The sequence below is a fragment of the Klebsiella ornithinolytica genome (assembly GCF_030505655.1).
Lineage (GTDB): Bacteria > Pseudomonadota > Gammaproteobacteria > Enterobacterales > Enterobacteriaceae > Klebsiella > Klebsiella ornithinolytica.
In genome coordinates this window covers 2,651,974-2,677,120 of the sequence record NZ_CP130153.1, presented here as the reverse complement: position 1 = coordinate 2,677,120, position 25,147 = coordinate 2,651,974, and the positions used below count along the sequence as shown (strand labels likewise).

Annotated in this window: 34 protein-coding genes; 4 read left to right on the top strand and 30 right to left on the bottom strand. The window is 52.6% G+C overall.

The genetic code is table 11. The features are described 5' to 3' along the window. Nucleotides 1-88: 88 nt before the first annotated feature. Complete coding sequence (locus Q1L34_RS12860) at nt 89-481, bottom strand: rhodanese-like domain-containing protein (protein ID WP_015584265.1); 393 nt, start codon at nt 479-481, stop codon at nt 89-91. Between the two features lie 68 nt (nt 482-549). On the opposite strand from Q1L34_RS12860, the gene ftrA reads away from it, so the two are divergent. The 4 genes from ftrA to Q1L34_RS12840 all read left to right on the top strand — a co-directional run bounded on the left by ftrA (nt 550) and on the right by Q1L34_RS12840 (nt 3,148). Further along, nucleotides 550-1,563: a transcriptional regulator FtrA gene (gene ftrA, locus Q1L34_RS12855; protein ID WP_306125083.1), complete on the top strand. Its 1,014-nt coding sequence runs from the start codon at nt 550-552 to the stop codon at nt 1,561-1,563. A 53-nt stretch (nt 1,564-1,616) separates the two neighbouring features. Next, nucleotides 1,617-1,832, top strand: a complete 216-nt coding sequence (locus Q1L34_RS12850) for a DUF4177 domain-containing protein (RefSeq protein WP_004862336.1) — start codon at nt 1,617-1,619, stop codon at nt 1,830-1,832. Between the two features lie 148 nt (nt 1,833-1,980). Then, the gene (mgtS, locus tag Q1L34_RS12845) at nt 1,981-2,076 is read left to right on the top strand and encodes a protein MgtS (RefSeq protein WP_004102377.1); all 96 of its coding nucleotides are present in this window, start codon (nt 1,981-1,983) and stop codon (nt 2,074-2,076) included. A gap of 751 nt (nt 2,077-2,827) precedes the next feature. Next, entirely contained in the window at nt 2,828-3,148 is a 321-nt protein-coding gene (locus Q1L34_RS12840) for a hypothetical protein (protein ID WP_180862630.1), read from the top strand. Between the two features lie 48 nt (nt 3,149-3,196). On the opposite strand, the gene Q1L34_RS12835 is transcribed toward Q1L34_RS12840, so the two are convergent. From Q1L34_RS12835 to Q1L34_RS12695, 29 genes are all read right to left on the bottom strand, one after another. After that, the gene (locus Q1L34_RS12835; RefSeq protein WP_327204561.1) at nt 3,197-3,451 is read right to left on the bottom strand and encodes a hypothetical protein; all 255 of its coding nucleotides are present in this window, start codon (nt 3,449-3,451) and stop codon (nt 3,197-3,199) included. An 11-nt stretch (nt 3,452-3,462) separates the two neighbouring features. After that, the gene (locus Q1L34_RS12830; RefSeq protein ID WP_327204560.1) at nt 3,463-5,673 is read right to left on the bottom strand and encodes a tail spike protein; all 2,211 of its coding nucleotides are present in this window, start codon (nt 5,671-5,673) and stop codon (nt 3,463-3,465) included. A 23-nt stretch (nt 5,674-5,696) separates the two neighbouring features. After that, nucleotides 5,697-6,275 carry a tail fiber assembly protein gene (locus tag Q1L34_RS12825; protein ID WP_180862627.1) on the bottom strand — a complete coding sequence of 193 codons (579 nt, stop codon included), beginning with the start codon at nt 6,273-6,275 and terminating at the stop codon, nt 5,697-5,699. Further along, nucleotides 6,275-7,060 (bottom strand): phage tail protein, encoded by a 786-nt coding sequence (locus tag Q1L34_RS12820; protein ID WP_065419744.1) that lies wholly within the window; start codon nt 7,058-7,060, stop codon nt 6,275-6,277. The genes Q1L34_RS12825 and Q1L34_RS12820 overlap by 1 nt, the downstream gene beginning before the upstream one ends. Next, nucleotides 7,060-7,833 carry a baseplate wedge 1 family protein gene (locus Q1L34_RS12815; RefSeq protein ID WP_047664950.1) on the bottom strand — a complete coding sequence of 258 codons (774 nt, stop codon included), beginning with the start codon at nt 7,831-7,833 and terminating at the stop codon, nt 7,060-7,062. The genes Q1L34_RS12820 and Q1L34_RS12815 overlap by 1 nt, the downstream gene beginning before the upstream one ends. Beyond that, nucleotides 7,830-9,029 (bottom strand): baseplate J/gp47 family protein, encoded by a 1,200-nt coding sequence (locus Q1L34_RS12810; RefSeq protein WP_136342505.1) that lies wholly within the window; start codon nt 9,027-9,029, stop codon nt 7,830-7,832. The genes Q1L34_RS12815 and Q1L34_RS12810 overlap by 4 nt, the downstream gene beginning before the upstream one ends. Next, complete coding sequence (locus Q1L34_RS12805; protein ID WP_118860257.1) at nt 9,029-9,382, bottom strand: contractile injection system sheath initiator; 354 nt, start codon at nt 9,380-9,382, stop codon at nt 9,029-9,031. The genes Q1L34_RS12810 and Q1L34_RS12805 overlap by 1 nt, the downstream gene beginning before the upstream one ends. A 1-nt stretch (nt 9,383) precedes the next feature. Beyond that, nucleotides 9,384-10,037 (bottom strand): Gp138 family membrane-puncturing spike protein, encoded by a 654-nt coding sequence (locus tag Q1L34_RS12800; RefSeq protein ID WP_327204559.1) that lies wholly within the window; start codon nt 10,035-10,037, stop codon nt 9,384-9,386. A gap of 60 nt (nt 10,038-10,097) precedes the next feature. Beyond that, complete coding sequence (locus Q1L34_RS12795) at nt 10,098-11,327, bottom strand: GIY-YIG nuclease family protein (RefSeq protein ID WP_327204558.1); 1,230 nt, start codon at nt 11,325-11,327, stop codon at nt 10,098-10,100. 96 nt (nt 11,328-11,423) lie between these two features. Next, nucleotides 11,424-11,768 carry a hypothetical protein gene (locus tag Q1L34_RS12790; RefSeq protein ID WP_177334009.1) on the bottom strand — a complete coding sequence of 115 codons (345 nt, stop codon included), beginning with the start codon at nt 11,766-11,768 and terminating at the stop codon, nt 11,424-11,426. Between the two features lie 2 nt (nt 11,769-11,770). Further along, nucleotides 11,771-12,835, bottom strand: coding sequence for a hypothetical protein (locus tag Q1L34_RS12785; protein ID WP_327204557.1), 1,065 nt, complete (start codon nt 12,833-12,835; stop codon nt 11,771-11,773). A gap of 2 nt (nt 12,836-12,837) precedes the next feature. After that, a complete protein-coding gene (locus Q1L34_RS12780; protein WP_095033306.1) occupies nt 12,838-13,140 on the bottom strand; it encodes a phage baseplate plug family protein in 303 nt (100 codons plus the stop codon). Then, entirely contained in the window at nt 13,141-13,716 is a 576-nt protein-coding gene (locus Q1L34_RS12775; RefSeq protein WP_047664955.1) for a phage baseplate protein, read from the bottom strand. Then, nucleotides 13,716-15,638: a hypothetical protein gene (locus Q1L34_RS12770; RefSeq protein ID WP_136342509.1), complete on the bottom strand. Its 1,923-nt coding sequence runs from the start codon at nt 15,636-15,638 to the stop codon at nt 13,716-13,718. Before Q1L34_RS12770 ends, Q1L34_RS12775 begins: the two co-directional genes overlap by 1 nt. Then, on the bottom strand, nt 15,628-15,780 hold the full coding sequence (locus tag Q1L34_RS12765) for a DUF6889 family protein (protein ID WP_075808587.1): 153 nt from the start codon (nt 15,778-15,780) through the stop codon (nt 15,628-15,630). The genes Q1L34_RS12770 and Q1L34_RS12765 overlap by 11 nt, the downstream gene beginning before the upstream one ends. Nucleotides 15,781-15,815: 35 nt before the next feature. Continuing rightward, nucleotides 15,816-16,241: a phage tail assembly chaperone gene (locus Q1L34_RS12760; RefSeq protein ID WP_075808588.1), complete on the bottom strand. Its 426-nt coding sequence runs from the start codon at nt 16,239-16,241 to the stop codon at nt 15,816-15,818. Between the two features lie 3 nt (nt 16,242-16,244). After that, complete coding sequence (locus Q1L34_RS12755; protein WP_075808589.1) at nt 16,245-16,685, bottom strand: DUF3277 family protein; 441 nt, start codon at nt 16,683-16,685, stop codon at nt 16,245-16,247. Nucleotides 16,686-16,695: 10 nt separating this feature from the next. After that, entirely contained in the window at nt 16,696-17,847 is a 1,152-nt protein-coding gene (locus Q1L34_RS12750) for a DUF3383 family protein (RefSeq protein ID WP_103072855.1), read from the bottom strand. A 3-nt stretch (nt 17,848-17,850) separates the two neighbouring features. Continuing rightward, nucleotides 17,851-18,396 (bottom strand): phage neck terminator protein, encoded by a 546-nt coding sequence (locus Q1L34_RS12745; protein ID WP_406811776.1) that lies wholly within the window; start codon nt 18,394-18,396, stop codon nt 17,851-17,853. After that, nucleotides 18,389-18,775: a hypothetical protein gene (locus Q1L34_RS12740; RefSeq protein ID WP_032419927.1), complete on the bottom strand. Its 387-nt coding sequence runs from the start codon at nt 18,773-18,775 to the stop codon at nt 18,389-18,391. The genes Q1L34_RS12745 and Q1L34_RS12740 overlap by 8 nt, the downstream gene beginning before the upstream one ends. Continuing rightward, nucleotides 18,775-19,275, bottom strand: coding sequence for a hypothetical protein (locus Q1L34_RS12735; protein WP_049099210.1), 501 nt, complete (start codon nt 19,273-19,275; stop codon nt 18,775-18,777). Before Q1L34_RS12735 ends, Q1L34_RS12740 begins: the two co-directional genes overlap by 1 nt. Next, nucleotides 19,275-19,691 carry a DUF4054 domain-containing protein gene (locus Q1L34_RS12730; RefSeq protein WP_075808592.1) on the bottom strand — a complete coding sequence of 139 codons (417 nt, stop codon included), beginning with the start codon at nt 19,689-19,691 and terminating at the stop codon, nt 19,275-19,277. The genes Q1L34_RS12735 and Q1L34_RS12730 overlap by 1 nt, the downstream gene beginning before the upstream one ends. Then, on the bottom strand, nt 19,660-19,920 hold the full coding sequence (locus Q1L34_RS12725; protein ID WP_047664963.1) for an STY1053 family phage-associated protein: 261 nt from the start codon (nt 19,918-19,920) through the stop codon (nt 19,660-19,662). Before Q1L34_RS12725 ends, Q1L34_RS12730 begins: the two co-directional genes overlap by 32 nt. A gap of 44 nt (nt 19,921-19,964) precedes the next feature. Continuing rightward, the gene (locus Q1L34_RS12720; RefSeq protein WP_099001186.1) at nt 19,965-20,906 is read right to left on the bottom strand and encodes a DUF2184 domain-containing protein; all 942 of its coding nucleotides are present in this window, start codon (nt 20,904-20,906) and stop codon (nt 19,965-19,967) included. A gap of 11 nt (nt 20,907-20,917) precedes the next feature. Further along, nucleotides 20,918-21,412: a structural cement protein Gp24 gene (locus Q1L34_RS12715; protein ID WP_099001187.1), complete on the bottom strand. Its 495-nt coding sequence runs from the start codon at nt 21,410-21,412 to the stop codon at nt 20,918-20,920. 11 nt (nt 21,413-21,423) lie between these two features. Beyond that, nucleotides 21,424-22,611 (bottom strand): DUF2213 domain-containing protein, encoded by a 1,188-nt coding sequence (locus tag Q1L34_RS12710; protein WP_327204556.1) that lies wholly within the window; start codon nt 22,609-22,611, stop codon nt 21,424-21,426. Nucleotides 22,612-22,620: 9 nt separating this feature from the next. Then, nucleotides 22,621-22,815 (bottom strand): hypothetical protein, encoded by a 195-nt coding sequence (locus Q1L34_RS12705; protein WP_099001189.1) that lies wholly within the window; start codon nt 22,813-22,815, stop codon nt 22,621-22,623. A 256-nt stretch (nt 22,816-23,071) separates the two neighbouring features. Next, nucleotides 23,072-23,620, bottom strand: a complete 549-nt coding sequence (locus tag Q1L34_RS12700; RefSeq protein WP_103072900.1) for a phage head morphogenesis protein — start codon at nt 23,618-23,620, stop codon at nt 23,072-23,074. Nucleotides 23,621-23,675: 55 nt separating this feature from the next. After that, nucleotides 23,676-25,127: a DUF1073 domain-containing protein gene (locus Q1L34_RS12695; protein ID WP_103072854.1), complete on the bottom strand. Its 1,452-nt coding sequence runs from the start codon at nt 25,125-25,127 to the stop codon at nt 23,676-23,678. Between the last annotated feature and the right edge of the window lie 20 nt (nt 25,128-25,147).

Sequence of the window (25,147 nt, the reverse complement as noted above, 5' to 3'; positions counted from 1 at the left end):
GCCGTCAGCGGCAAACGAGAAAATTTCATCGGTCATGAAATAAATTCATTGTGCGGCCTACTCCCCGCAGGAAACCGGCCGCGGTGAGTTAGTCGGCGAAAGGCAGCCCCTCGTCCTGCCAGCCGGTGAGGCCGCCGAGCATCATTTTGACCGGACGCCCCAGTTCAGCCAGCCTGAGAGCGGCAATATCCGCACCGTTGCAGTGTGGGCCGGCGCAATAGACGACGAACAGCGTCTCAGCTGGCCATTCGCTCATTCGGGAGGCATCGATCAGGCGATGCGGTAAATGCAGCGCCCCGGGCAGATGCCGTCGGGCAAAGGCCTCCGGACTGCCGACAACGTGCAGCAGCACAAAATCGCAGGCCCCGTCGCGCATCGCGCTGTAGACATCCGCGCAGTCGGTTTCAAAACTCAGTTTATGCCGGAACCAGGCGGCAGCCTCGCTGGAGGTGGCTGGGGCAAAAGCAGTTACAACACTCATGGCGTATTCTCCTTGTCTGTGGTACCACTAATTTAATGAATCCGCCCACTTATCCTCTGCCGGCAACCATGACAGAAAACGTTGAAATCCTGACAAACCATCCCGTGACGTTGTCACGCCATCGGGTCGTTGTGCTGGCCTATGATGGCCTGTGCACCTTTGAGTTTGGTATCGCGGTGGAGATCTTTGGTCTTCCCCGCCCGGAGATGGGCGAACGCTGGTACCAGTTCGCGGTCGCCGCCGTCGATGACGGTGAGCTACGTGCTACCGGCGGTATCCGGCTGATGACCGACGGCGGCATGAATTTGCTTCAGGATGCGCAGACTATCGTGGTGCCCGGCTGGCGCGGGATCGATGCGCCGATCCCGGCGGCGCTGGGTGATGCCTTAGCCGCCGCCCATGCGCGAGGCTGCCGGATTATCTCAATCTGCTCCGGCGTATTTGTTCTCGCGGCCGCCGGGTTACTCAATGGCCGCAAAGCGACAACGCACTGGCGATACACGGAAAATCTGCGCCAGCGCTACCCGCTGATTGATGTCGTCGCCGATGTGTTGTACGTGGGTTCTGACGGCATTATGACCTCCGCGGGCAGCGCCGCCGGCATCGACCTGTGCCTGCACCTTGTGCGTGAGGATTTTGGGATTGAAGCCGCCAATACCGTGGCCAGGCGACTGGTTGTCTCTCCGCATCGCGACGGCGCGCAGGCGCAGCAGGTCGTCCGGCCCGTGGCCCAGGCGCGGGAAAGTCAGCGCCTGGGGCTGGTGTTTGATTATCTGTATCAGCATCTTGCCGCCAGCCATACCGTGGCGTCGCTGGCGCAACAGGCGGGGATGAGTCCTCGCACGTTTTTGCGCCGTTTTCAGGCGGCGACCGGTAAGACCCCTGCCCGCTGGCTGCTGGATGAGCGGTTGCAGCGCGCGCAGCAGCATCTGACCCATAGCCGCATCAGCATCGATAAAATCGCCGAACTCAGCGGTTTCGCCGATGCCGGCACCCTGCGCCACCATTTTCGCCAGCAGTTCGCCATCAGCCCATCTGCCTACCGGAAGAAGTTTTCTGTCGCCGCGGTTGTAAAATCGTAACAGGCGGTCACAATGGCTTTCAGTTTGCTGTCATTACGCAAGGAGCCTGTCAGATGAAAAAAGAGTGTCGAGTCGTTCTGTACAAAGAGGGGATTCTGGGGAGCATGTTTTTTGGTGAAGCGAAAGCTGACCCGGAGAAAATGAGCCGCTTTCTCAATGAGTTCACCCTGCAGGGCTGGGAAGTCAAAACGATGTCCGTGGAGCGCCGCAGAACCGGACTGTTCTGGTCGCGCGAGGCCTATCTGTTCGTCCTTGAACGACCGCTCTAATCACTCACCGCACTATTTATTTCACGGCGAAAAAGTTTTCCTGGTTAATTATTTGTTTAGGTTGACCAGGTTATTCTTTATGCAACAACCGTACACCACGTTCAATAAGGACTACTTAGCGCACACTAATCAATGATGGAGGTTAATCATGCTGGGAAATATGCATGTATTTATGGCAGTACTGGGAACAATCCTGTTCTTTGGTTTTCTTGCCGCGTATCTAAGCCACAAATGGGATGACTGATGAACGACGATAATCCCCACCCGTAAAAGCCCCCTGCTGCAACTGCACCAGGGGGCTTTCTGTTTTTGGTTTTTTATCATGGTGTTATCTTTATCGCGAAAAAATATTGTTGTGTTCCCCAGTCCGTGACCTCGCCATCAATAATAGTTTTCTGAATAGCCTGGCGTACGGCACTCCTCACCTGACCTATGGACAATAGCGGACAAATACGGACATTTGATTGCCCCAAACCGTGCCCCAAACGTCATTTTGCCCCAAAATCTGCCCCAAAAAACCGTCACAAAAGACACCTGTCCTCTCTCACATCGATAATGGTAAACGCCACCACCACGAGAACATGCCCCCAGCCTCTCCTCCTACCTGTTAAATATATCTCGATAACCTAAGAATTTTCCTAGAAGATGATCAGTGCGCAAAGTCGCACACAGCAATAATGTTATGAAGTACTTTCCCCTTGGCGGTGCCTGCTCAAGGGGATTTTTTTTATCATCGCGTTGCACCGGAAAGTATTTATAAATTGCTTTCACCCCACCCCCGATCACCTCGACCACCAGCTGCCGGGGCGCGCCACCAGCCAGCATCCGGCAGTTGCATTCCAAACCCGCCGGGTGTTCAGGTAAAACTATCAGCAGAAAGATCAATGAATATTCTTATCGTTACGGCCTATGACAACTTGAAATTTTGTTATAGTAATGCAATAACCAGTATGCCTTCTACATTCAGAAGGTACGTACAAAAAAAGGAAATCCCCATGAGTTACTCAGTTATTCCCCAGGGTGATTTTGAATACACCTATGAAGAAGAAGAATATCAGGTTACTCCGGAACAGGTCGGTGAGTCCCAGAAAGCCTCTGATCGCCAATTTAAAGACGACACGGAAACGTGGGAATATGTTTTTGCTGCTACATTAGTCGATGGCTCCTATGTTACATGGTTAGTTACTGTGGAAGTTGGGGATACTCCATACCATGATGTAAATAGCAGCGGCGTACAAGACGTTCCAGAAGAAATCAAAGTTATACACGACCCAGATTTCGAATGTCTGTCTAATGACGACGACGATGACTATTAGTAATAGTTCCCCTCCTACGTCCAACCCGCCATTACTGGCGGGTAAGCATTAAGATTCAGTTGCACCACTGAACTCTTCGAGCGTTTTCAGCCAGGTATAGGCCTGGGTTAGCGGGTCTGCGCCGGTGATATCGTACGGGCAGTTATAGGTCGTCTGTTTAAAAAATTCAGATGAACTTGGTGCTGACCAGTTTGCCGTTACAGACAGCACCGTATGTCCGTCAGCAATATAGATGTCACCGACGGTGACTTTTGCGCTCTCAACTGAAATCCCCTTAAATACCGTATCAACAATCAAAGACATGAGTCCTCCTGTTAACCTTGTGTGAGTGTGTATGTTGTGACTGTTCCGGCGGCATTTTTGAACTGCAGTTTGAGGACACCGCCAGATTCATAAGGCTGCATCTCTCCGGGATTAAGATATGCGCTGTTGCTTTGTGAGCCGACACCTAAAATTGCCATGCCGCCATATTCCCCCCTGGCCCTCAGACCATTTGTGAATAAACCACCGTAAACCGGTCGGAGACTCACATTCCCTCGCTCACTTCCTGCAACACCGTAAGTCAACTCGAAAAGGAGTCTCCCTATCGCGTTCGTCAGGAATGCCCCGCGCGGATGCCCGTCAATCCATACCTGTGTTTCAGTCGAGGAATAGGAGCCCAGTGACAGGTTGGACAACTCACTAAACGAAGGGAGGCTCGGGAAGGTGCACCAGTCAGTATCGAGGTCAGTTACCATCGACGATGGTGCGTAGAGCCCATATCCGCCGGTAATTGCCGTATCGTCGACGATGATAGTGACGCGGCTGACCTTGTTATTTTGTCCCGGAACCTTAATCTGAGCGACGAGGTCAGCTATTGCTGCATTCTTCCGGTTGTTGTTCTTCGAGAACACGTCATCAATAATGTTATACCTGCCGATAAAATTAGTTCCCGAACTGTAGCAATCCTGTATGTGAAGGCCCTTGTAAGTGCTGCCCTGACCATCTCCCCAGGCTCCCGTCCCGTGACAACCGATAGCCGTCAGATTGGTAACTTCATGTTTGAGCGGAAGCAGGTTCCATGCAAATTGCTCCAGCTTGTAATCATCTACACGCTGAGCGGCATCACCATAATCTGACGCCAGGTCGAAACCGTCGAAATAACACTGCTCCGCTGTGAGGTTATCCCACTTCATGCCGTAGCAACGCGCTGAGCGGCCATTGACCTCATTCTGATACGTTTTAAATCCGGACTCTCCGCACCGGTAGGCATTGGTGCCAGAAATACGACTCGACTTTCCTTTATGGCGCATATATACCACTCCTGATACAGAGCCATATCTCACTTCGCCATCAATGACTTTATTTCCCTTACCCCATGCAGTTGTCCCGGTGTTATTGAAAAGAATGGTGCCGTACTGGTGCTTCCCGCCCATTACTGATGGCTGGATGACTTTACAGAAATTACAGTCCATGAAGGTAATCGCAATATATCTCCCCCTCGGATTCAGCACCGTGACACCACGGGAGGTGTGAATGATGGGGCCGCCACAAATCTGCTGGTTTTGTACTGCCTCTGGTAATGAAGACCAGACATCCTTATCTCTGGAGGTCGGCTGATAACCAACTTCTTCATTCGTCTGAACGACTGAATTGACAATAGTTTCTGCGTTATCTATCCAGTTCCCGTCGGTATCCCAGCGGTTAATAACCCAGGGGGCTGTGATGTTCTGAAACCACATATCCTTGAGAAGGGATTTTGGGCCAAGGTTGTACAGGTTAAATAACTGCGTATCGCTGTTAATCGGGGCCTCCCAGCGTAAGTTAATATTTGAGAACTGCGCATCGAAATTAACTGCAACAGTTAAATTAACCTCAGTATCAATAATGCACTCACGTCCAGATGCTGCGGCGTACGCCAGAAATGCCAGCAACCCGGATGCCGTGGTTCCGTAAAATGACAGCTTATCCCGATCCAGATATTTGATGTGTTCCCTGACTGTTTTGCCGTCAGAATGCGTAACGATATCATCGCCCATTCCCTCTTCGCTTGAACCCAGGTTTTGGCGAAGCGTATCACCGTCCATCAAAACAAAGTGAACAACGTCATTCGCAAAGCTGATTGCATCGACGCCAGTCGTGGTAAAGCCGACATCAGTAGCAGCATTCAGGCGGTAATACTGGTTGTTATAACGGATGTACTGGTTGCGGGCGCTGAACTGAAACGGTCCGTCTTCATAGTCACCGAGGAACACGTAACCGGAGCTATCAAGAAAAGCCTGGAATCGGTTTTCCTTTTCAGCCTGGGAAGCATCAAAAGTGGTTTCCTGTTCGACTATCTGGGTGGAAAAACGGGACTCAAAGTCACTCAGTTTTACCGTAAACGCAGACTCCAGTCCGAACCATGACATGCGGCTACGACCGAGCCGATCACTCCAGAAAGAGGATGTAATATCGTTCAGGGCAAGGTCAAGATTCTGAGCGTTATCAAAAACGTTGCGCATGTCTGCCGACGGGACCGGATCCCGCGTTAAATAAAATGGCATAGGGGTATTACCTCAGAAACAGATCAGGCAGGAATTTCAGGCCAGGCGATATCGGGAGCGGTAGATGTATCAATGCGGCTCAAGGCAACGCGGTATTTTTTCCACTCAGTCAGTTGCATGACTTCTTCGTCGGTCTGGATACCAAGTTCTACAGCGTCGTTTAGAGGGGCTATTTTTGCGTTTGCCTCTCGCATCAACTCGGTTAACAGCTCAATAGCGCTACTCACTTCAGCCTGGTGTTTAGCTTCCGCGTCGTTAACCCAGTTTTCTCCATCCCATTTTTGATAGCTGCCAGCAGGCGCTTTTGTCGTTACCCCTGCTGGTAATTCCCCAAGCGCTGCAATCTCAACAGGCTCGCCAGATGCAGTGCTGTACACGATCTGCCCGCGATGGTCCTCGATAAGGGACCACTGGCCCGCAGCGGCATTGAAAACCGCTGTTTCTCCGGAGGCTATTTCGGGTGGTGAACTTTGAGTGCTGCAGGCAGGCAAGCCAGTGTGAGGCGGGATCGACAATTCTTCAACGCCCACTAACTCACCCGTATCGTCGCTGATATGGTAAACGGTTACCACCTGAGTTTTGTCAGACATTTCAAAAGCCATTATGCGAGCCTCACGATGTAGTTAAATGCGATGTTTTTAACGGTGTTTTCTGCATTACCTGCAGAATCAACCGTGATGGTGTGTGAGTGGGCTCCAATTACCACGGAGTGAGTGTGTGCGCCTGCAGTGGATGTTGTGCCAAAGGTGCTCCCGCCGTTGCTACCAACTTCCTGATCGCTTCCGCCCTGCTTCTGCATTGGCGATCCCCACGTGTGATTGTGGTCCCCATTGCTGCTTGTCGTTTTGGTACCGAGATCGGTCGATGTGGCCGACGCTGTATGAGAGTGTGATTTAACGCCATCCTGTTCCTGAGACAGCACCGCACGCCCGGTGGCCGGCTTCCCCTTAATGGTCCAGCCTCGCATGTCTGGAATTACACCTGACGGGTAAGCTGTAGCCAGTAACGGGTATGCCGTAAGGCTGAATGCCTGCCCCTGCATGAAAGCGAAATTACCATCTGCCGGCAAAATGTCAGAGGGCCATGGTATGGGGGTGCCAACTGGCAGAGCGCTCCGCGCAACCGTGTTAACTGAACCGATCAGCAGGGATACCAGTTTTGCCGTATCTCCATCATCAAGCACATCCTCTCCGGTTGTCTCAGCCATGAACTGAGCTAAGACGCTCGCCATAACCGTCCCCTGGCGCAGGGCTTTATTAATCTGCGCGGACCGGGCCAGCCCCGCTGTAAATCCTGTAGAAAGGGCGATCAAACCTTCCCATTCCGTCTGAGATGTCACATTTGAGCCAGATGCGATGGCAAACGGTTTAAAGTTATTAACTGGCATCAGAAGTTTTCTCCCCATGCGCCGGACTCAAAGCCAGCGATATAGTCATTTTCGACATCAAATCCAAAGAATTTATATCCATTAGAAGGCGTAACTGTTTCCCTGACTCTTACCCCGGCGGCCTTTACAGTAAGGAGCCCAGCACGTACAACAAAAACAAACTCAGCCGGGAGTTTATCTATTGGGTTAATGTCATATCGCGATGGTGTGTAATCATCAGGAAGAGAAATAAAAGGACCACGGTTCATTCCAGAATCAAATATCAACCGGTCTGTTACAGACATTAAATATTCAGAATCAATGACGATGAGAACTGAGATCGTCATATCCTGATTATCGAGGATGATCATTTTAATCCCAGTACCAGCAAGCGCTGTTTCCAAAATGTCAGGCAGCGCTCCGTTCTGACCATTCCAGTTATTAATCCCTACCCTGGCCTTTAACACGACCCGGTATACGTCATCGCTCAGGTAGGTTAATGCGTCAGAAGACTGATACGGACCAAGCCAGATCCCCTGATCCCAGCCAACTCGCTCTTTGTCCCATTCAAGAAAAACACCAGATATCGGCGCGGCAACAGTCCGGGCTACACCAATCCATTGACCAAGAATATCAAGTTGTGCCCCTACGCCAGTATCTATATCGAACGCAGAGATAAGACCGGACACTGAACCAGACACATCAATTAGCGGCCTTGTCGACAGATCAACATGTTTTACAAATTTTGGTTTTCCTGCATGGTAGTTGGAAATAAGATCGGTGTATTTGCTCATGCTGTCACCGTTATCTCTATATTCTCCACGCTACATGAAACGGCCTCGTCATATACGACTGTGACATTAGCTGCTGCGACAGACTCAGCCGACCGACCTATTAACAGCTCCATAATGTCGTAATATCGCGCATTCCCTCCGCTGACTACGCCGAGGTTCGCCGGGGAATAAACCCGGCTCAGCAGCACACCATCACCAATAGTGAGAGAGTTAATGTACGAAGCAACAGCGGCTTTCATTTCATCGCCAATGTCAGAGGTGTAGCCAGTTAACGCCTTCAGGGTAATTGACACATATACCGGAACATCTACCGGGCGAGAGAAGCGAATGGTATAAGGATTTCCATACTTATCTGTGACTACCACGGCCGTTGTGCCGTAGGTGGAAACTCCCTGCCCCTTCACGCTTCGGATGGTACTGGCAATTTCTGTTGCATCCCCACCCTCAACGACAGCAGAAATAGAGTGCTCTGGTAACCCGTTAGCGTCCGTAATCTCGGTATCATTCTCAAACAGCTTGTGACGGGTTACGCCTTCAACGTTAGCAATTGCACCATCTACCGCGTCAAACGGCGTGAGAGAGGCCAGCGCGACGCTTTGCGCCTGCCTTACGCGTAGCTGCGCATTCGTCTCAGCAGCGACACCTACCGTGGCCGCCAGAGGGTTAGTCACCGAAGACCATCCACGCGTCGGCGTGTTGATGCCATTTACCGACCCCGCCACCGCAGCTACGGCGCCAGCATTCGCACACGTGGCCGTCGCCACCACGGTACCATCAGAGCCAATCACTACCGTCGCCGGCAGATTCCACACCACACTGTTTGTGTCGCGTACCGAACCATTTGTGATGGTCGTGCCGATAGTGCCGGTCAGCAGTAGATCGACCGTCGAATTAGTCGCTGCACGCCGGGTAATGCCGTTAATTTTGACGTTGCTCGTCAGTGCATCTGACAGGGCCGTCGCCGGCGAGAACGAACGGTAAACCGAAATGGCTGTGTTGTTCGCGTCATGAATGGCCAGAGCCACCAGCGCCACCATCTGGCCGTCCTTGCTGTCAGGATCGAGATAGGCATCACTGCTATAAATCTGCTGGAAATAGCCGGTGATAGTATCCAGCACGGTCTGATAGTCTGGCGCACTTATCCCCTCAGCGGTTACCGTTGCCGATAAGCCGAGTGTATCGAGGTCCAAAGACATTACGCCTCCGAGGTTACTGTGGTTGTCCCGTAGAGGGTTTCTACCGTTGCTGTGAACGTTACACGGCGCGTACGCCCATCAACTTCGGTATTAAATTCGGTGATAGAGCTAACGCCCTGCGTTTCCAGGATGCGCTGTCGGATAGCCAGGTTGTAGGTATCAGGCTTTTGCTTACCCAGCACAGACTGAATCCAGGGTGTTCCCTCTGTGGTATCGAGGAACCACTGACCGTACCAGAGCAGGAAGCGCGTTTTAATAGCCTGCGCGACGGTCTCAGGAGAGTTTACCAGCCAGGTATCATCGCCCTGGCCAAAGGTGTAATCACCGTCATCGTCTTCTCTTCGATATCGCATATCACCCTCCGAGTGGTGCTGTGCTGCTGCCACCAGATTCAACGCCACCATGCGTATGCTTATCGACGATTGAGCCATCCACCAGCTGCAGGCGGCCATCAGGAAGAATTTGAAGACCGTTCAGGTTAAACCCGCCCGGAGCCGTACCGCTGATTTCGCCACTTGCGGGGTTAAGGCTCAATTTTGCAGACCCGTCATCGCTGCGCAGCTCTATCGCGCTGGTGCTGATGCCGCCGATTTTCTTCGCCTGCGACTGCGGGCCGACAATACAGAACGCATCCGATAAATCGTGCATGCGACCGTCTACCGGCTCCTGTATGCCCCCGCTCTGCCACCAGAAATCAATGCAGCGGTCGGCAAAAATCACCAGGCATTCATCACCTTCTTTAACGGGAAAAGTCAGCGTACAGCCACCACCGCGAGGGAAGACGACAGGAACGTCCACCAGCAGCGGGTAATCCTTCGTGCTTTTGTTGCCGTCGTTATCTCGTTCGACGTAGCGGATTGCCGGCTGAACAACAGCAGTGACGGCATCAGGATCAAATGACTGGATGATGCCGGGTAGCGCTACGCGTAGTTGTTCACTGGTAGTCTTTCGCTCTGACGCCAGAACCTCCGCCAGCGCACCACTACGGGTTTTATCGGATACTGCCATTCGGTTTACTCCGGGCATTAAAAAACCCGCCGAAGCGGGTCTTAAATGGGTGGATGATATCTATGACACAACAGCGAGCTCTTTATTATTTTGGAGTTCCTCACCAATTTCCAGAGATCGGTAATATTGAAGGGCTGCAGGATCAGCCACATATTCAACCTTCCCATGATTTTCTTCAACACATTGAATTATTTTATCAATATCAGTCTTGAAGAATTCTTTCCGCAGGTTGACTTTATTCATTCGCTCGCTGCTAAGTTTGTTATGTAATGCATATTCAAGTGCAGGAGCGTCATCACAGCTAATCATAGCGTGAACATCAAACTCAAATGGCACGCTTGCACCACTTAATTCACTTACGCGATCCAGAGGTTCGAGACGACGTGTCATGCCGATTTTAAAGACATTCTCACCAAACGACCCGATGTTAGAAATGACATACACATGCCCTTGCTTAGTCATTTGTGCCATAGATTTCGCACGCTCATATTGCTTATGAACATCTTCAATTTCTTGTTCTAACTGACGTCTGGTTTCTTCAAGCTCTTGGCGATGCTCTTCGTCAGCTGCCAACAAGGCTTCTTCTACAGCTTTACGCCGAGCTTCAAGCTCTTGCTCTTTGGCTTCAGCCTCTTGTTGCTGTTTTTCCAATTCTTCTGCACGCTGGCGCTCCTCACGCATCTGTCGCTTGATTTCGTTCTGAGCATCCCTTTCATCTTGTGCGGCTTGAAGTTCCAGTACCTTATCTCGAAACTCTTTTTCTACCGTTTTCCAGTCAGAACGGTCATGAAGTTGGAAGAAATCATATTTCGCAATTAAGGTCTGATATATCGCTTTTTCTTTTCTGATATCTTCGAGTTTTTTCTCAAAGTTCTTCAGCGTTACGGAACCTAGCAACGTCTTTCGTTTATAGCGATAGGTATCATCAAGAACCTTCTGTATTTCTTCTTGTGCTGAATGGTGTTGCTCACGGAAAATATTTTCAAAATCCAAAGCAAAATCAACAGCTTTCCCAAGAACCTCTTTGCTCTTTATCCTATTTATTTCTATGGTTTGCCTGAGCTGTTCTTGCAGGGTTTTATGTTCTGCTTCTCGCACCGCCTCTCTATGGCTGTATGTTTTAATTACGTCTTCTTTTTCCTGAATCTCATCAGCAAGAGAGTTTTGATTTCTAAGTTCAAGATACTCTATTACCTTTTTATGCTTTTTAATCAGATATCTATAAGTAGCGTACGAGCCAATTGCAGCCCCTATGCCTAAGACGATGAGGATTGGATACAGCGCTTCCATTTACAGTTACCCCAGAGTTAAAGATAGGAATCATCCGAAATATACATGATTTCTTCTTCGGTACGCCATACGTATGGCTAGGGTAACGCCTTAGTTTTAAACCTTATTGCATGGGAAAGACCCGATGATCTTCGGTGCATCCATGTTGTTTTGCAGAAGTTGAACGTTCAAAAATCGGGACTCAGTACCTGGACGCCGGATATATTGAAATCCGTAATTATTTCCGTCTTTAGCTGGCATCAGGGCCATATCAACCTTCATCCCGTCACCATCCCCAAGGGTTTTTATTTTTTGAGATGTCACTGTCTCACCGTTTATTTTAAACATCGAGTTTGGAATCAACTCTAGTTTATAGCCAGAGCATTGAAGGGTGACACCACCATCAGCTGCTGAAGCTGTAAAAGACAGAAACGATAACAGGATAAACGCCAATTTTTTCATTTTTACGCACCGCGTTGAATGGCTGTGGACGATAGGAAATCCGCCGCACCACGCGCTTCACACATCATATCCATGTACCACGCCTGGCCCCTTGTATCGCCAGTGTACATAATGCCACGCACAATATAAACGCCGTCGGTCGCAATGCTCGCGGGTTGTGCGGTAGTACCCTCAACGGTGATGTTGCCGTTGTTATTCTGGTCGGTGATGCGCCCCTGAGTCATAGTGATGTCGTTATTGCCCAGCACCGTGCGGTAGACAGAGGCCTGATTCAGCTCTATCAACCCGTTAACCCGGATGTTGGGGTTAATCAGGCAGCGTACGTTAACGCCGCTGCCGATAGTCTGTTGTGGCATGCCGATGAGGCCAGTGGCACTGTTCAGCTTAATGGCATCGTGAACGACTTCGTTTTTCGCCACCATCTCACGCTTACCATCAACAAACATCCAGTCAGCCTGGCATTGATCGGCAACGTTATCCATCAGGTGACGCGTCATGCCAAACAGCACCCGCCCACGTGGGAAGACCGTAGCGGGCATAGCAGGAGTGCTTCCCTCAGTCGCACCTTTTGCGTTGAAATCCTTCATCAGTGCCGCATTGACATCTGCAACCGTATAGCCCGCAGCAAGCGTCTGCGTCGTGATCGAGGTTGCAAATGCCCGGTCTGAGTCGGCCGCTTGAATCAGCACAAAGCTGTCGATGGGGTTATCTTTGCCGGTGATGGTGTAGCGGATCTCGCCATCAAAGATAAGCCCGTAGTTCCGCCCGTCCATCTGACCCACGTCATCGGGGTTTACCCTTTGCGCTGTACCGACCTGGCTGGCGGAAACATCTGCTGCAATCCCGTCGTAACCGGCAATTACCCGGATACGGGTAAATTCATCACCAACAATCCGGTTAACGGTATCAGCGGCCAGGTTATACACCTTGAAGGTCCCTACCCGCGTTTCACTGCTCAGATTGAACCAGTCGATGGTAAACGTGACCTTGAAGCTACCGAAGTCGGTAGCGTTACCTTTCGAGTCGACAAGCTGCAGCTCAAAATGCCGCATCCAGTTCTGTGACATGATTACTCCGTTACCGCGTAAAGATGGCTGTTTATTCCGAGATCGGTTTCGGTGGGGTTTTCATTCGCCGGGTTATCACAGCCGACATAAAGCGAAAACCCCAGCCCGAGATAATCGTACTGCGCCAGCAGGTCAGCGCCGGTGATGAGCGGTACGCCTTTAATCAGGTCGCCACCGCTGCTGTCCATGATGTCCAGACACCAGAACGCAGCACGCCAGGTAACCGCCATCTGAAAACTCTGCCCCGCCAGTGATATTGAAAACGACTGATTTTCTGGTGACAGCGGGATTTCTGATACGGCCATTTATCCTCCGGTTGCGTAGCCAGCCAGCCGGCTTAACAGGGACTCATTTTTCGCCGCCGGCGTTTTTACTCCTGAGTTCTGCACTGCTGAAGTATTCGCCCCCAGTTTCATGTCTTCTTTGACTGCTACCTGCGTGGTGGTCGTGCTCGTGATAATGACCTCGCGAAGCGTAAGTACAGCAGACAACACATTTTCTGACGTCCTGTCGGTCGTGACCTCCAGCGCACGGATCAGCATGTTTGAGTAAATCCGCTTACCGGTCACCACATCGAAAGGTACCCTGCTGTTCTGCAGGTCCAATAGTTCCTGATACGTTTCTTTCGGACTAAGGCCCACACTCAATCCGAAAGACGTGGTATCAAGAAAGTCGAGCAGCGATCCACCGCCAGCAAATCCGACCTGCATAACCACTTCTGACGGACGTCGGTAGGCGTGGTCAGAAATTGCAGCGCCGACCTCTACCGGGTGTTCGGTAATTTCCAGCGTGTCATTGTGCTTTTCAGAAATGACGACACTGGGAACGATCAGCCCGATGCGACGGCTCTGCTGCTGAAACAACGTAGAGAGGATATCCATCAGCCTGCCCCGCTTTGATTAACCCGCAACACCCTGGCATTCGCTTCAAGCTGCCGGCGCCCGACTTCCTGGCCGACTTCCTGAGCGTTTGCGCCGTAGATGTTGTAGGTGTTCTGCTGCTGAACCTGTGCACCAGCCGCCTGATGAGCCAGTGGGCTGTTCCAGTTCGAATAGCCCTCTTTACGAGCCATTGACTGCATAAGGGCCCCCATCGTATTTGGATCGGACAGGTTAAGCGCCGCCGTCGGCGACACCCCCATCCAACCTGCTACCTGTCGGGCATACTGCTGCGGGTCGTTATTGTCGCCCGCCGGGGCCCAGGTGCTGACGATATCCATAATGGACTGCAGGCGGCGACCTGTCGTTTTCCCCGTGAAGTAGCGCATCAGCTGGTTTTTCATCGCCGACCAGCCTTCCAGAGCTGATCCGAACGCACGGAAGCCACCACCGCCGACAGGGCGAATGTTCCCAGGATTGTTGTTGCGATCGGCAAGCGTTTTCTGCTCATGCTGATACCATCCGCCATCACTGAAGCGGGTTTTAACCTCCTCCCAGAAGCCCAGCACCTTACCTCGCGCGTTGACGGCGCTACTGGTTACGCCTGGCAACGCATCGGGCTGATCGCTCCCTTGTTTGAGTAGAGCCTTGCCGATGCTTGCTGCATCAGACCAGCGACCGTCTTTGATGGCGTTAAGCAGGTCACCAATCATGCTCAGCATTTTGCTGAACTCACCCATCTGGGTAATGAAATTGCTGAAGTCCCACTTAAGTGACCAGGATTTTGGGTCGATGTTCAGAAGCTTCGCCAGCGCCTTCCCGAGATCGATGACCGTTTGTTTCAGGTCGCCAACCATCTTAAGCGCGGCATCAACTTCAGGTTTCCATTTCTCCCAGTCAATGAGGCTTTTGCCGCCCTCTTTCCAGGTCTGGTAATCCTCCCAAAGCAACGCTATGGCACCAGCAAGGCCAAGCACCCAGGTAATAGGTGACGCCATCATGGCGCGGTTCAATAGCCACCAGGCAGCAGTAAGCGCCCCGAGGAGCTCTATCAGCTCCTGAGACTGCTTATCCAGAGAATCCCACCAGTCACTGATGCCCTGGCCTAACTGCATGAGCCGGTAAATCATCCTGCCGACCATTTCACCAGCCCAGAGAATCCCCTTAACCGTCGCAGTGATTGCACCTTCAATTTTCGGGAAATTGTCCAGTATCTGGCGCCGCAGTCGGTCCAGCGAGCCCGCCAGGCCATCAGCGAGGCCGGACCCGATTTTATCCCGCGCCATACCGGCCATAAGGCCAAAAGAGCGCAGCGAGGTCATGAACTTGTTTGAGCTGACAGCGGCCGCATCAGCGTTATAGCCGATAGCCTTCGCCATGGCGGTGTATTCGCCGCTAAACTGACCGATACCGCGACGCATTGCCATCAGGGTATTTTCATCAATACCCAGCATCTGTGCGTACTGGTTTGCACGGTAGTACGGCATGCTGCTAAGACGCTGGCCGACGCCGGTGAAGATGCTGGCCATATCCCGCATGTTGCCTTTAGCATCACGGGTCTGCACGCCAAGACGATTCAGGAAGCCTTCAGCGCCGGGGTTGTTACGCACGAATCGTGACAGGTTTTCAAGTGAGCCTCGGGCTGCGTCCACGCTGCCACCCATCTGGCTGACGGCATACCCGATTTGCTTAATGCCCTGCACCGTCGCGCCAGTACGCTGAGAAGCCCAGTACAGGTTATCCAGACTACTGGCGATTTTGGCCGTGTACGCCACGACCGATGCAGCGGCCAATTCTACTTTGGTACCAAGCTCGATCGCCTTGAGCGTCGTCCCGGTAACCACCGAATCAAATTTTCTGGCACCAGCCTCATCAACGTTAAACCCAAGCGAGATCAGAAAGTCCTTGAGCGTTTCAGCGTTCATTAGCCTCTCTCCATTTCGCTATGCGGTAATCGTTATCGGCTTTGAGGTCCAGCCAGTCATTCATGCGGGCAATATCGGCCAGGTCGACTGACCCGTCCTTCAGGGCGGTATAGGGGATATACCCGGCTTCCACCGGGCGCATCAGGAAGCTTTCGCCTTCAGGTAAGGACTCAAGCGTCAGGCCGCTGGCGGGGTGGGCGTCTCGCTGGCGGGGAGTTCTTTCAAAAAATTTCCCAGGCTGTCGGCGACCACCCGCGCCACCAGCTGCAGCATCGTGAACAGGTCGATGTCGTCGAACATCAGCACGCCCTGATCGAAGACTTTCACCCATCCCTTTTCATGCTGGCGGGAAACGACGCCCAGGCACGGATAAATCACCGCGTTAACGTCCTCATCCGGCAATGCCGCCAGCGTGTCGGCGATTTTCGGCAGCACACTTTCCACTACAGCACCAGAGTTCCCGGCAACAGCCTGTGCCTTCAGCGTCGAAAATTCACTAACCAGCCCGGCCAGCACCGGCAGAAGTTTACGGCTGACCTTCAACTGCTGGAAAACATCGAGTTTGGCGGAGCGGTAGTTAACGCCTTTGATTTGAAATTCCATCTGTTAAAACTCCCCCAGTAACTGGTCAATCTTGCCGCAATCAAAGACCCACGAAACAGTGTTACCCACTTTCGCGTTGGAATGGTCTGGCTGTTTCTGGAATGCGCAGGATCGCGCGGTAGAGATATCGCCTGATGCCTTATTGCGCACGACAATAACGTTGTTTCCCCAGGTAGCTGAGGACTGGCTCTGTGCGTTATACATCAACGACAGTTTTTTGTTCACCGGGGAGGTTTTTAACAGAGTCACCGTGATGGTGCCGCTCTTTCCGGCATGCAGGCTGTGCATCACCTCACCATCAGCACCGACGGTCATGGTGTTCTTCGCCTCGGTCATCGTGATCGTAATGCCCTCTTCGGAGTTCCCTGAGCCATACCCCAGCTCAAGTAAACCTGTAGGACCTGCGAGAGAGGCCGAAACATCAATAAAAGAATACGTAGACATTTATGGCTCCTTAGCGCACAACCGTGATGGCAACAGTCCCGTAATGAACGGCACCCGCAAGTTTACCGGCGACCTGAATCGGCACCCCTTTACGCGCTTCGCGATCGACCTGCAGCTGGTCGTCGACGTTTTCGGCCCAGGTGTAATAGCCTTTCGTCAGCGTATCCCCAGTACTTAACTGCCCCATCGGGCCACCAGTCCATTTACCCGGAGCAAACAGGCCATTGGTGACAGCCTTATCGAGTACCAGCTCAATATTGGCGATACGGGTTGTGGTACCGGCATCGGTCTGTGGGATTTTGGTTGTGCTGGTATAAAGCGTGTTGAAATCGGCGGTCTGAACAGCGTTCTGCAGCCAGTCCAGCCCGTGGCGCTCGTCGAAGAAGTCACCGTTGCTCATCACCCCCTGCTCAAGAATTGCCGTATCGTTTTCGTAGTACACGTACACGTTACAGTTCTTCGTTTCCAGGTTGTTGGCCTGCGATGTGCCCAGGGTTTCGTAGGTAATTCCTGGCTGCTGTTTGAACTTCAGGGTGATCGTCGTGTTACTGCCGGTAAAATCAACAGTAAACGCACGCGCAAAGGCTGACAGCGCTGCATAGCTGCTGCTGGTCGAATACTGGATAAAGGTTCGGCTGTATTTAGCGGCCTTCAGTTTCGAAGCAAGATCCGTTGTCGTTGCAGCATCCAGAATCGTAGCCTCATCAGTGGTGATGCCAAAGATGCGGGATACCGTTGATGCTTCAACCGCTGCGGCCACGCTGATAATATCCGCATCAGCGGGGTAATCAGCCTCAGGTACTGCCAGATGCAAACCGTACCATGAGTTGTAATCCATCAGTGCATTAACGGCTTGCAGCAGCGTTTCCGCCGCACCATCTTCACCGCTTGCCAGCGTTTTAGCCCAGCGACCAACGTAGATTTGCGTCGGTTGCGGTTGCTGTGAAAACCAGATAACCGCTGCCGCATATTCCTGGCTATCTACACCAAAATCATCGCCAATATCATCGGCGCTTGAATACAGTCGTATGCGCTCAGAAATAGGGATAACGGTTGAGTCGCCCAGCAGCAGCATAGATCCGAAGTTACGACCCTGCGCAGCGCGAGCGGAAAGTGTCACGGCCACGTTAGCGACCCGACTTAATGGCAAACCTTTCGCCATGATTTAATCTCCGGTGGTGATTGTGACACTGCCGTCGATGACGGAAGCTATGTTGTAGGTGCGGGTAATTTTTCTGCGCAGGTCAACGCTGATATCGTACCGGCGCACCCACTGGTTATTAATGAGTTCGGGAAGGTTGAGGATCCGGCCCATCTGAAGGAATGTCAGGCCTGAGCGGTTCAATTCGTCATTGTTCTGCGATACCAGCAGACCGTCACGAAAGCGCGTGGCCATTGCCAGCCCCTGCGGGCCATAGAAACACAAGATCAGGCTCACGGTCTCATGCGACCACTGTTCTGTGTTCTCTTCGCCCTGCACGTACGCCGGGTTGAAGTCCTCCTGAATGCCGGTGATACCGAACGCGCACCAGGTAATGCCGTTTTTGAGTATCTGCTTTTGCGGGTCGGTCCACCGCGGGTAAACCAGCGTGGCATCCAGCCCTGTCACACCCCGTATCCAACGGCTAATTAACCGCTCCAGATCCTCATCGTAGGGCGGAGAATCACCGACTGGCGTCAGATAACCCGCCTTTGTGCTGTCGTTACTCAACTGGCGTACCTCCGTCAAATTCCAGCAGTTCGCAATGTGCCTGGACGAACCCGGCGCCGTAGGCCGTATACGGATCGACAAACGTCACGCGATAGTCGCGCCCCTGGTAGGTCACTGTGTCAGCATCCAGTCCGGGCTGACCCTGCGTAAGCCTGAACTGAGTAACGATGAGGATTGCGCCGTTGATGTTCTGTCCGGCGGCCATACGTTTAGCTTCCAGAGAGCGGTCAACGGTCACCACCCCGGAGAACGGGATATCCTGCGGCGTATTGATCGGGAAGTTATCTTCGTCAACCGTCTGCACCTGTCGGTGACATACCAACGTCAGATCGACAAAATCCGGGTCCAGAAGAACCTCTGTCACATCGAGTAAAGGCATTATTTTTTCCTTACGACGTATTGAATCGCACGCAACAGGAAGCCATGAGCGTACAGCGGCTTAATACCTCTCAAACCAGCAGCACGACGTCGCTTAAGCGTCTTTTCGGATAAAGGCTCTAGTCGATCACCATCACCAATAACCGCCTTTGCCGCATCTCGGGCAATCTGTCCAGCGGCTTCAAGATGCTGCTCTGCCACACCAGAATTACCCTCAAGAGCAGCCTGTGCGGCAAGCTTCAGCCGTGCGGTGGTTTTATCCCGAGAATCCTCTATCCCCATATCGAGAAAAGGCCGTGGCGGGAGCGTGACGATCTCGCCGTCAATCTCCACGGTCGCCCCGGTGGACTGCAGGTAACCAATTTCGGCATTACTCAGTGGGGAATCTTCACGTGGAGGGCCAGCGGGAATGCCCACCAGCACATCGGTGCCAGATAGCTTATTCAGTGCGTCGAGAACATCGGCGTAATTGTCAGAGCGTATCGTGAGTCCGCTTTTCATTACGGCGTCCCCAATTGAACTGCTCCCGCACCGAAAATCATCAGATATTCCCAGAACTCAGACCCATAACGGGAGTTATTCCAGAAGCCCGCATTAGGGTCAAGCGTCGCGCTGGCATCGTAGCTTACCGAAACCTTATCCACTGACTTTGACGTCTGCACACCGCTATTTGCACCACCAGCCGAACCAACAGCAACGCCACGCATATCAGCAGCGTACAGGTACAGGTAGTGCGCGACATACAGACCAACAACATAGGGGAAAATATCTTCACCAAAACGCGATTCACTCAGCAGGACATCAGCGAGGGCAAGCCGCGCCTGGATCATTGTGGTTGGGTACTTTGTTTCGTCAGCGAACTGCGGGAATGCTGCCCTGAACTTCTCAGGCGTCGGTAGACTTTGATTTCTTGCCATTAGTGGTAGTCTCCGCCAGCTTCGCTTCGAGTTCTGCAATACGCGCTTCGTACTCAGCAATACGCGGGTCTTCAACCACTGCCGGGGCCTCACCATCAGGTGAGCAATGCGCTTTCACAAACCAATGCTCTGCAACGGCATCATCAACGTCATGAAACCCCGCCGCAAACGGAGTGATTTTGTCGCCGTCGTTAAAGTTGAACGCGGTCAGTACATAGATTTTCTTCATCGGAGTTCCTTAGAAAAAGCCCCTGTGAAGGGGCTGTATCTGGATTAAATGCCATCCATGTAGTTCAGGGTTTCCGGGTAAACCGGTTCAACCGCACCCAGCTTGCCGTAATAGGTCACCAGCTGATACAGGCCGCGATACTGGATCGGGACGCTCTGCAGCGGGACCATCGGGAAGCGAACAAACTTCTTATCATTGGTGTAGGCGACCATGCGATCAGTACCGCCCACACCGCGACCTTTCATCCATTTAACCGGACGAATGTTCAGCGGCTTGCCGTTCTGGTGGTAAGCGATAGTGTTCGTTTCCAGGTAGGTCAGCAGAGACTGGTTACCGGCGCTGGAAACGATGGTGCTAGCAATGAACGAATACTGCTCAGGCGGGATCAGCAAATCTTCCGGCACTTTGGAGTAAGCGGAACGGGCCCATGCATTGCTCAGCACCTGGTTAATGCTGGCGCGGATTTCGTCGGCGGTTGAGGTAGCCCACGTTTTGGTCGCGTTGGTCGGCGTTACCTGAGACAGGTTAAGCAGCCCTTTTGCGCCTTTTGCCGTGTCACCGATATAAACCTGCTCATCGGTGTCCATGTTCCACTTAAGCTGCATGCCGTCGTATTTCTGGGTGTCGATGGGGCGACCGACCTGCGCAGCAGCATTAAGCTCAATAACAGTCCAGCCAAGCTCCATGCCCCACAATTCGAGCGGGAAGCCTTTCTTCTCGATATCAACGTTGATACCGGCAATTGCTGTTGCCAGCGGGCTGATCCAGTTCTTGCCGTTGGCATTAGGCGTGCCAGCCGCAGCAAAGGTGGTGTTGGTGAAAGAACTGATTTCGTCAGCGATAGACACGTCTTCGCGCAACCGAATATCGCGACTCCACGTCTGCGAGGTCAGCGGCAGATTCAGCGTCTGGTCGAGGCGCTCCAGTTCTCCGATGAGAAAGGCACCAGAACTGTCTACTGTTGCCTGGTCAAATGTCATTGGCATTTGCGAATTCCTTAAATATTAAAGGCCAGTTCAATGTTGCCGTTCGTGTCGCCGGGGCCATTGAAGTAAGCGTTGGTGATCTGCACCGTGTTCTCGCCATCAGCAGCGGCAAGGAAGGCACCCAGCGGGCTTGATGCTGTCGGCGTGGCCACGCGCATAAAAACAACCCCACCAAGCGTTACAGAACTGGCATCAGCGCCGAGGTTGACCGTGACATAACCACGCTTCATGCAGTCGCCCGCGAAGTTATAGCCACTCCCGATCTGGCGCACTTTGTCGGGCTGAGTTGTAGTTGGGTAAGGACGAACATAGATACCCACCACAACAGCAGCCGTATCAGCCGCCTCAATCGGCACAAACTTACCTGCCGAAAACTTACCGGCAAGACCGTACGCGGCGAATGCCTTTGTGCTGTCCAGCGTCTGAGGTTCAACCGTCAGATCCTGCGGACGAGAGATTGCGCCGGCGATGCCCGCAGGCATCCGGTAAAGAAAAGTGTTATCCATTGAATGCCTCGTTAGCGTTTAGCCCAGAGTTCCTTCGCGGCAGCGTTAATCTCCGCGATGGTTTTAGTGGTGTTGGAGTTGATAGAGCGGAAACTATCGGTAGTTTTAGCCGCGGTATTGCGATTCTTCGCCAGTTCAGATACAGCGTTAAATGCCATATCTACCGTAGCTTTTTTCAGTTTGGTGATATCGGCATCACCAACGATAGAGCGCACCATCGCCTGATCGGCAGTTGCCAGCACTGAGCGCTTGAATGCGGTAGGCTTTGCTTTGGCGGGCAACTGAATGCCTGGCTGAATCAGATCGGCACGATAGGCGGCATCGCCGGTAACCGCACCCTCTTCCTCTTTCTTCTCCTCCTCATCGCCGGTCGCAGCTGCCGGGGTGAGTTTGGCAACCGCTTCAATCAGCGCCTTACCCCAGTCGGGAATTTCTTCTTCTGCATCACCGGTCCCCGGAAGAGCTGGACCCGGCAGCGGGCTTTGAGGTGAGAGATTAATCACCACCCCACCAGGCGTAAGCGTCGAACTCACGTCATCATCACCCGTAACGCTCTCTGGTGGATTATCAATAAGGTTCGCCATTTCGGCGGCGTCGTTGGTTTTACGAGCGCGCACAAGGCGCTCCCACCAGTTTTTGGCTTTATTTGGCATGCTATCTCCAAGTGCGCAGCGAGAACCGGCCCGCCCGTTAGGGACGAAAGCCAGATGATTACCGGTGATCGCGTACTGCTCCGCGATACCCGGCGAGATTTGGCGGTAGTCTGCGTCATACCCGCAGCTAACCTCGTCATCACCATCTGCCACCGCCTGGATAGCTTCCGGTGTTTTTGCGATAACGTCAGCCAGGAGCAGGTCTGCCTGATCTCCGCTACCGCGCCTGACGTTCTGAATATGGCCGTTTGCCAGTCGGCGCCAGTTTTCTGGCGTCACGAAAATGATGTTGCCGTTGAAATCTTTCGGATGACCGATAGTGACTGCCATCCCCTCAAAAGAGGCTATTGTGCGCTCACTAAATACCTCTTCTGGAGTCCGGCGAACGACGATCAACCCCTGAGTATCTGGCTCAATCCCCGGCAATTCTTCCGCGCCGTAGACCTGCTCTCCAGTGCGTCCGATCGGTACGTCTTTGAATAGCACCGAGCCATCAGCGAGCTGGAAGCGAGTATTCCCCAGGCGGGTTTTAAAGAAATATTTCATGGTGCCTCGCTAAATGAGCGCGGGGTCAGCGTTGCGAATAAACTCACGGAGCAGCGCCTTAACCTGGCGGACGTTACCGCGACCTGTGGCTTTTAACTCTTGGATCTCGCCAGCGGCGCGATAACGCGCGGTGATGCCGCCTATCGACATTTCGATAATCCTGCGGTCGCCGGCTCGCTTTGATTCGATATGGACCTTTTTCATTCTCACCTCTTCGGGCAACAAAAAAGGCCGCTCAGAGGCGACCTTCGGTTAAGGGTTAATTGTTCAAAATAGCGGGCTATTTAACATAATGGTTCTTACCCGCACCAGCAAAAATGAACTCAACCAAAACGCCACATTAAAGCCGCAAAAGATCCAGTTTGACTGGCGATTTTGGCCTCTTTTTTATCACAACATTTTGGTAACATTTCGCGGGTTTGATTGTTCAGCAAGAATCACAGGGATAGCCGCTGTTTTTTCATTTTCCCGGGTCAGGAATCTGCACTTCCGACCAACATTTGCAGTTAGGCAGACACCCGGCATGTCCGGTCATGCCGTCGAGAGTCGGCGGGTTATCCCAGCGCACGAACTTATCTTTCATTTTGCGGTGTGATGGACGGGTGCCAGCACCCTCAATGCGCCACCAGTAGCCCTCCGATCCGACTGCCAGAGCCCGCGCCTGTGTCAGTGCGCCAGTGGCGCGACCTATCTCAGTGCGCGCTATCATTCGCGCCCTGCTGGCCGCCACATCGCCGGACTGCATGATCATCTCGTAGAGCTGGTCAGGTCGCTCACCGTTGATAACCGCCTGTATCGCTCTCTCCTGAATTTCCCTGACCCTGCCAGCCGCCTCTAAAGGCAGCGACTTCATGTAGCGAATCTGCCGGTACACGATGTCCTGTGCGACCATACCAACAGGAGTATTGCCAACCACATCACGCAACCCTGCGGAAATTTCTTCCGAGACAGACCGCCACTGGTTCCACTCTTCCTGCTCTACCTGGGCAAACATCTTTCTGCCGACCATTTCGGCCCAGTCGTCGATCACCCCGGAGTAGTCAACCAGAGATTTAGCAATGCTCTCAGCGCTTGCCTGTGAACCATCGTATGAACCCGTTACGATTTGGTTTATCTGGTCGACTATCGCCAGTAGGCTTTTCTGATACTGGCGCTCCGACCGGCGGCGGAGGTTGGGTTTCAGATTCAGTCTCCTCCCACTGTTTCGCCGCATTCTGGATATCCTCGTCAGTAATTGATGCCCCGATGCCTGTTACATCGGCCAGTTCACGTAGGTCAGTCAGCGCAGCTGCTGGAGACATGCCCAAATCGCGCACAGCCGTTGCCAGGGCATTGGCGGTATTGGTCGCTACAGTTGATCGGTCGGTGTCACTCATCTGCCACAGTGGATTAAACTCGAAAGTGAAATCGTCCGGCAGCGGCTCACCAAACTCCGAGCGATGCAGTACATCGAATAGCAGGCGGATGTGAGGCCGTAAATCTCGCTCCTGTAGCGTCCCCACGTCATCGTAGTAGTTCGCCAAATCAGCATCGCCGGTTGAAAACCCCTTTGGTGACTGTCGGAACAAGCGAACAAGAGGGATACCAACAGCACCCGCGATATCCTCTTTAAACTCCCCCAGGAGGTCAGAGAGGCCCGCGAAAGAATAAGAATGAGTTTCAAATTCATCCTCCAAATCAAAGAGGGACATTCCCTCATTCGTCTGGAACTGGCGGACCATTTCCATGTTCTTGAGTAGCGCTTCGAATGGCTTGCCGCCCAACGCGATAATTTCACGTAACTTTTTAATCTTAACTGTTCGCAGATGCGCCTTATACGCGAGCTGGGCTGCGCCGACACTGGTGCTGTCGTAGGAGGTCAGACGGTCGAAAATGCGCTCTACAATGGACATGCCCCACTCGTTTTCGGTGATTTTTTGCTGATATGGCAGCTTCACACCATCCATGCGGATCAGGCGACTGTGATGAACTGTCCAGGCAGGCAGACCCTGCGCTGTCGTCACAATATCGTAGAACTCTGGCTTGCCGAGGTTAGGCCCAAGCGCTTTTATGCGTCTGGTCAGTTGCGGATTAATCATCCAGCGGTCGAGGACGGCCAGTCCTTTGAAACTTCCCTTGCCGACCTTATCCAACATCAAAGGCGTTAACGGTGCCTGCCCTTCAATAAGGATCAGTGCAACAGCCCCGCCGTATAGCCGGGACCATTTCAACGTCTCGTTGATGCAGTCCCACAGTTGTAGCTCATCAAAACGTGACTCCAGCACTCCCCGACGCTTCGGGTCAATCTCGCTGGTAATGCGAACGCCCTTTTTGGTCATGTCGTCCGCTTTCGAATCGACAGCGGCGCCAATAATCCAGGAGGAGCGGTACGCATACTCAATCAGCAGCCGGTTACGGCTGGTATAGTTCGCCCGGTATGTCGATGCAGCGTGCTGGTTAGGCTGCTGCATGCCGACGCGGGCCATAAAGTTATCGTACGAATCCGCCGTGGCGACTCGTCCCGTTTTTTTCGCCATGGTGATGATGCTCCGGTTTT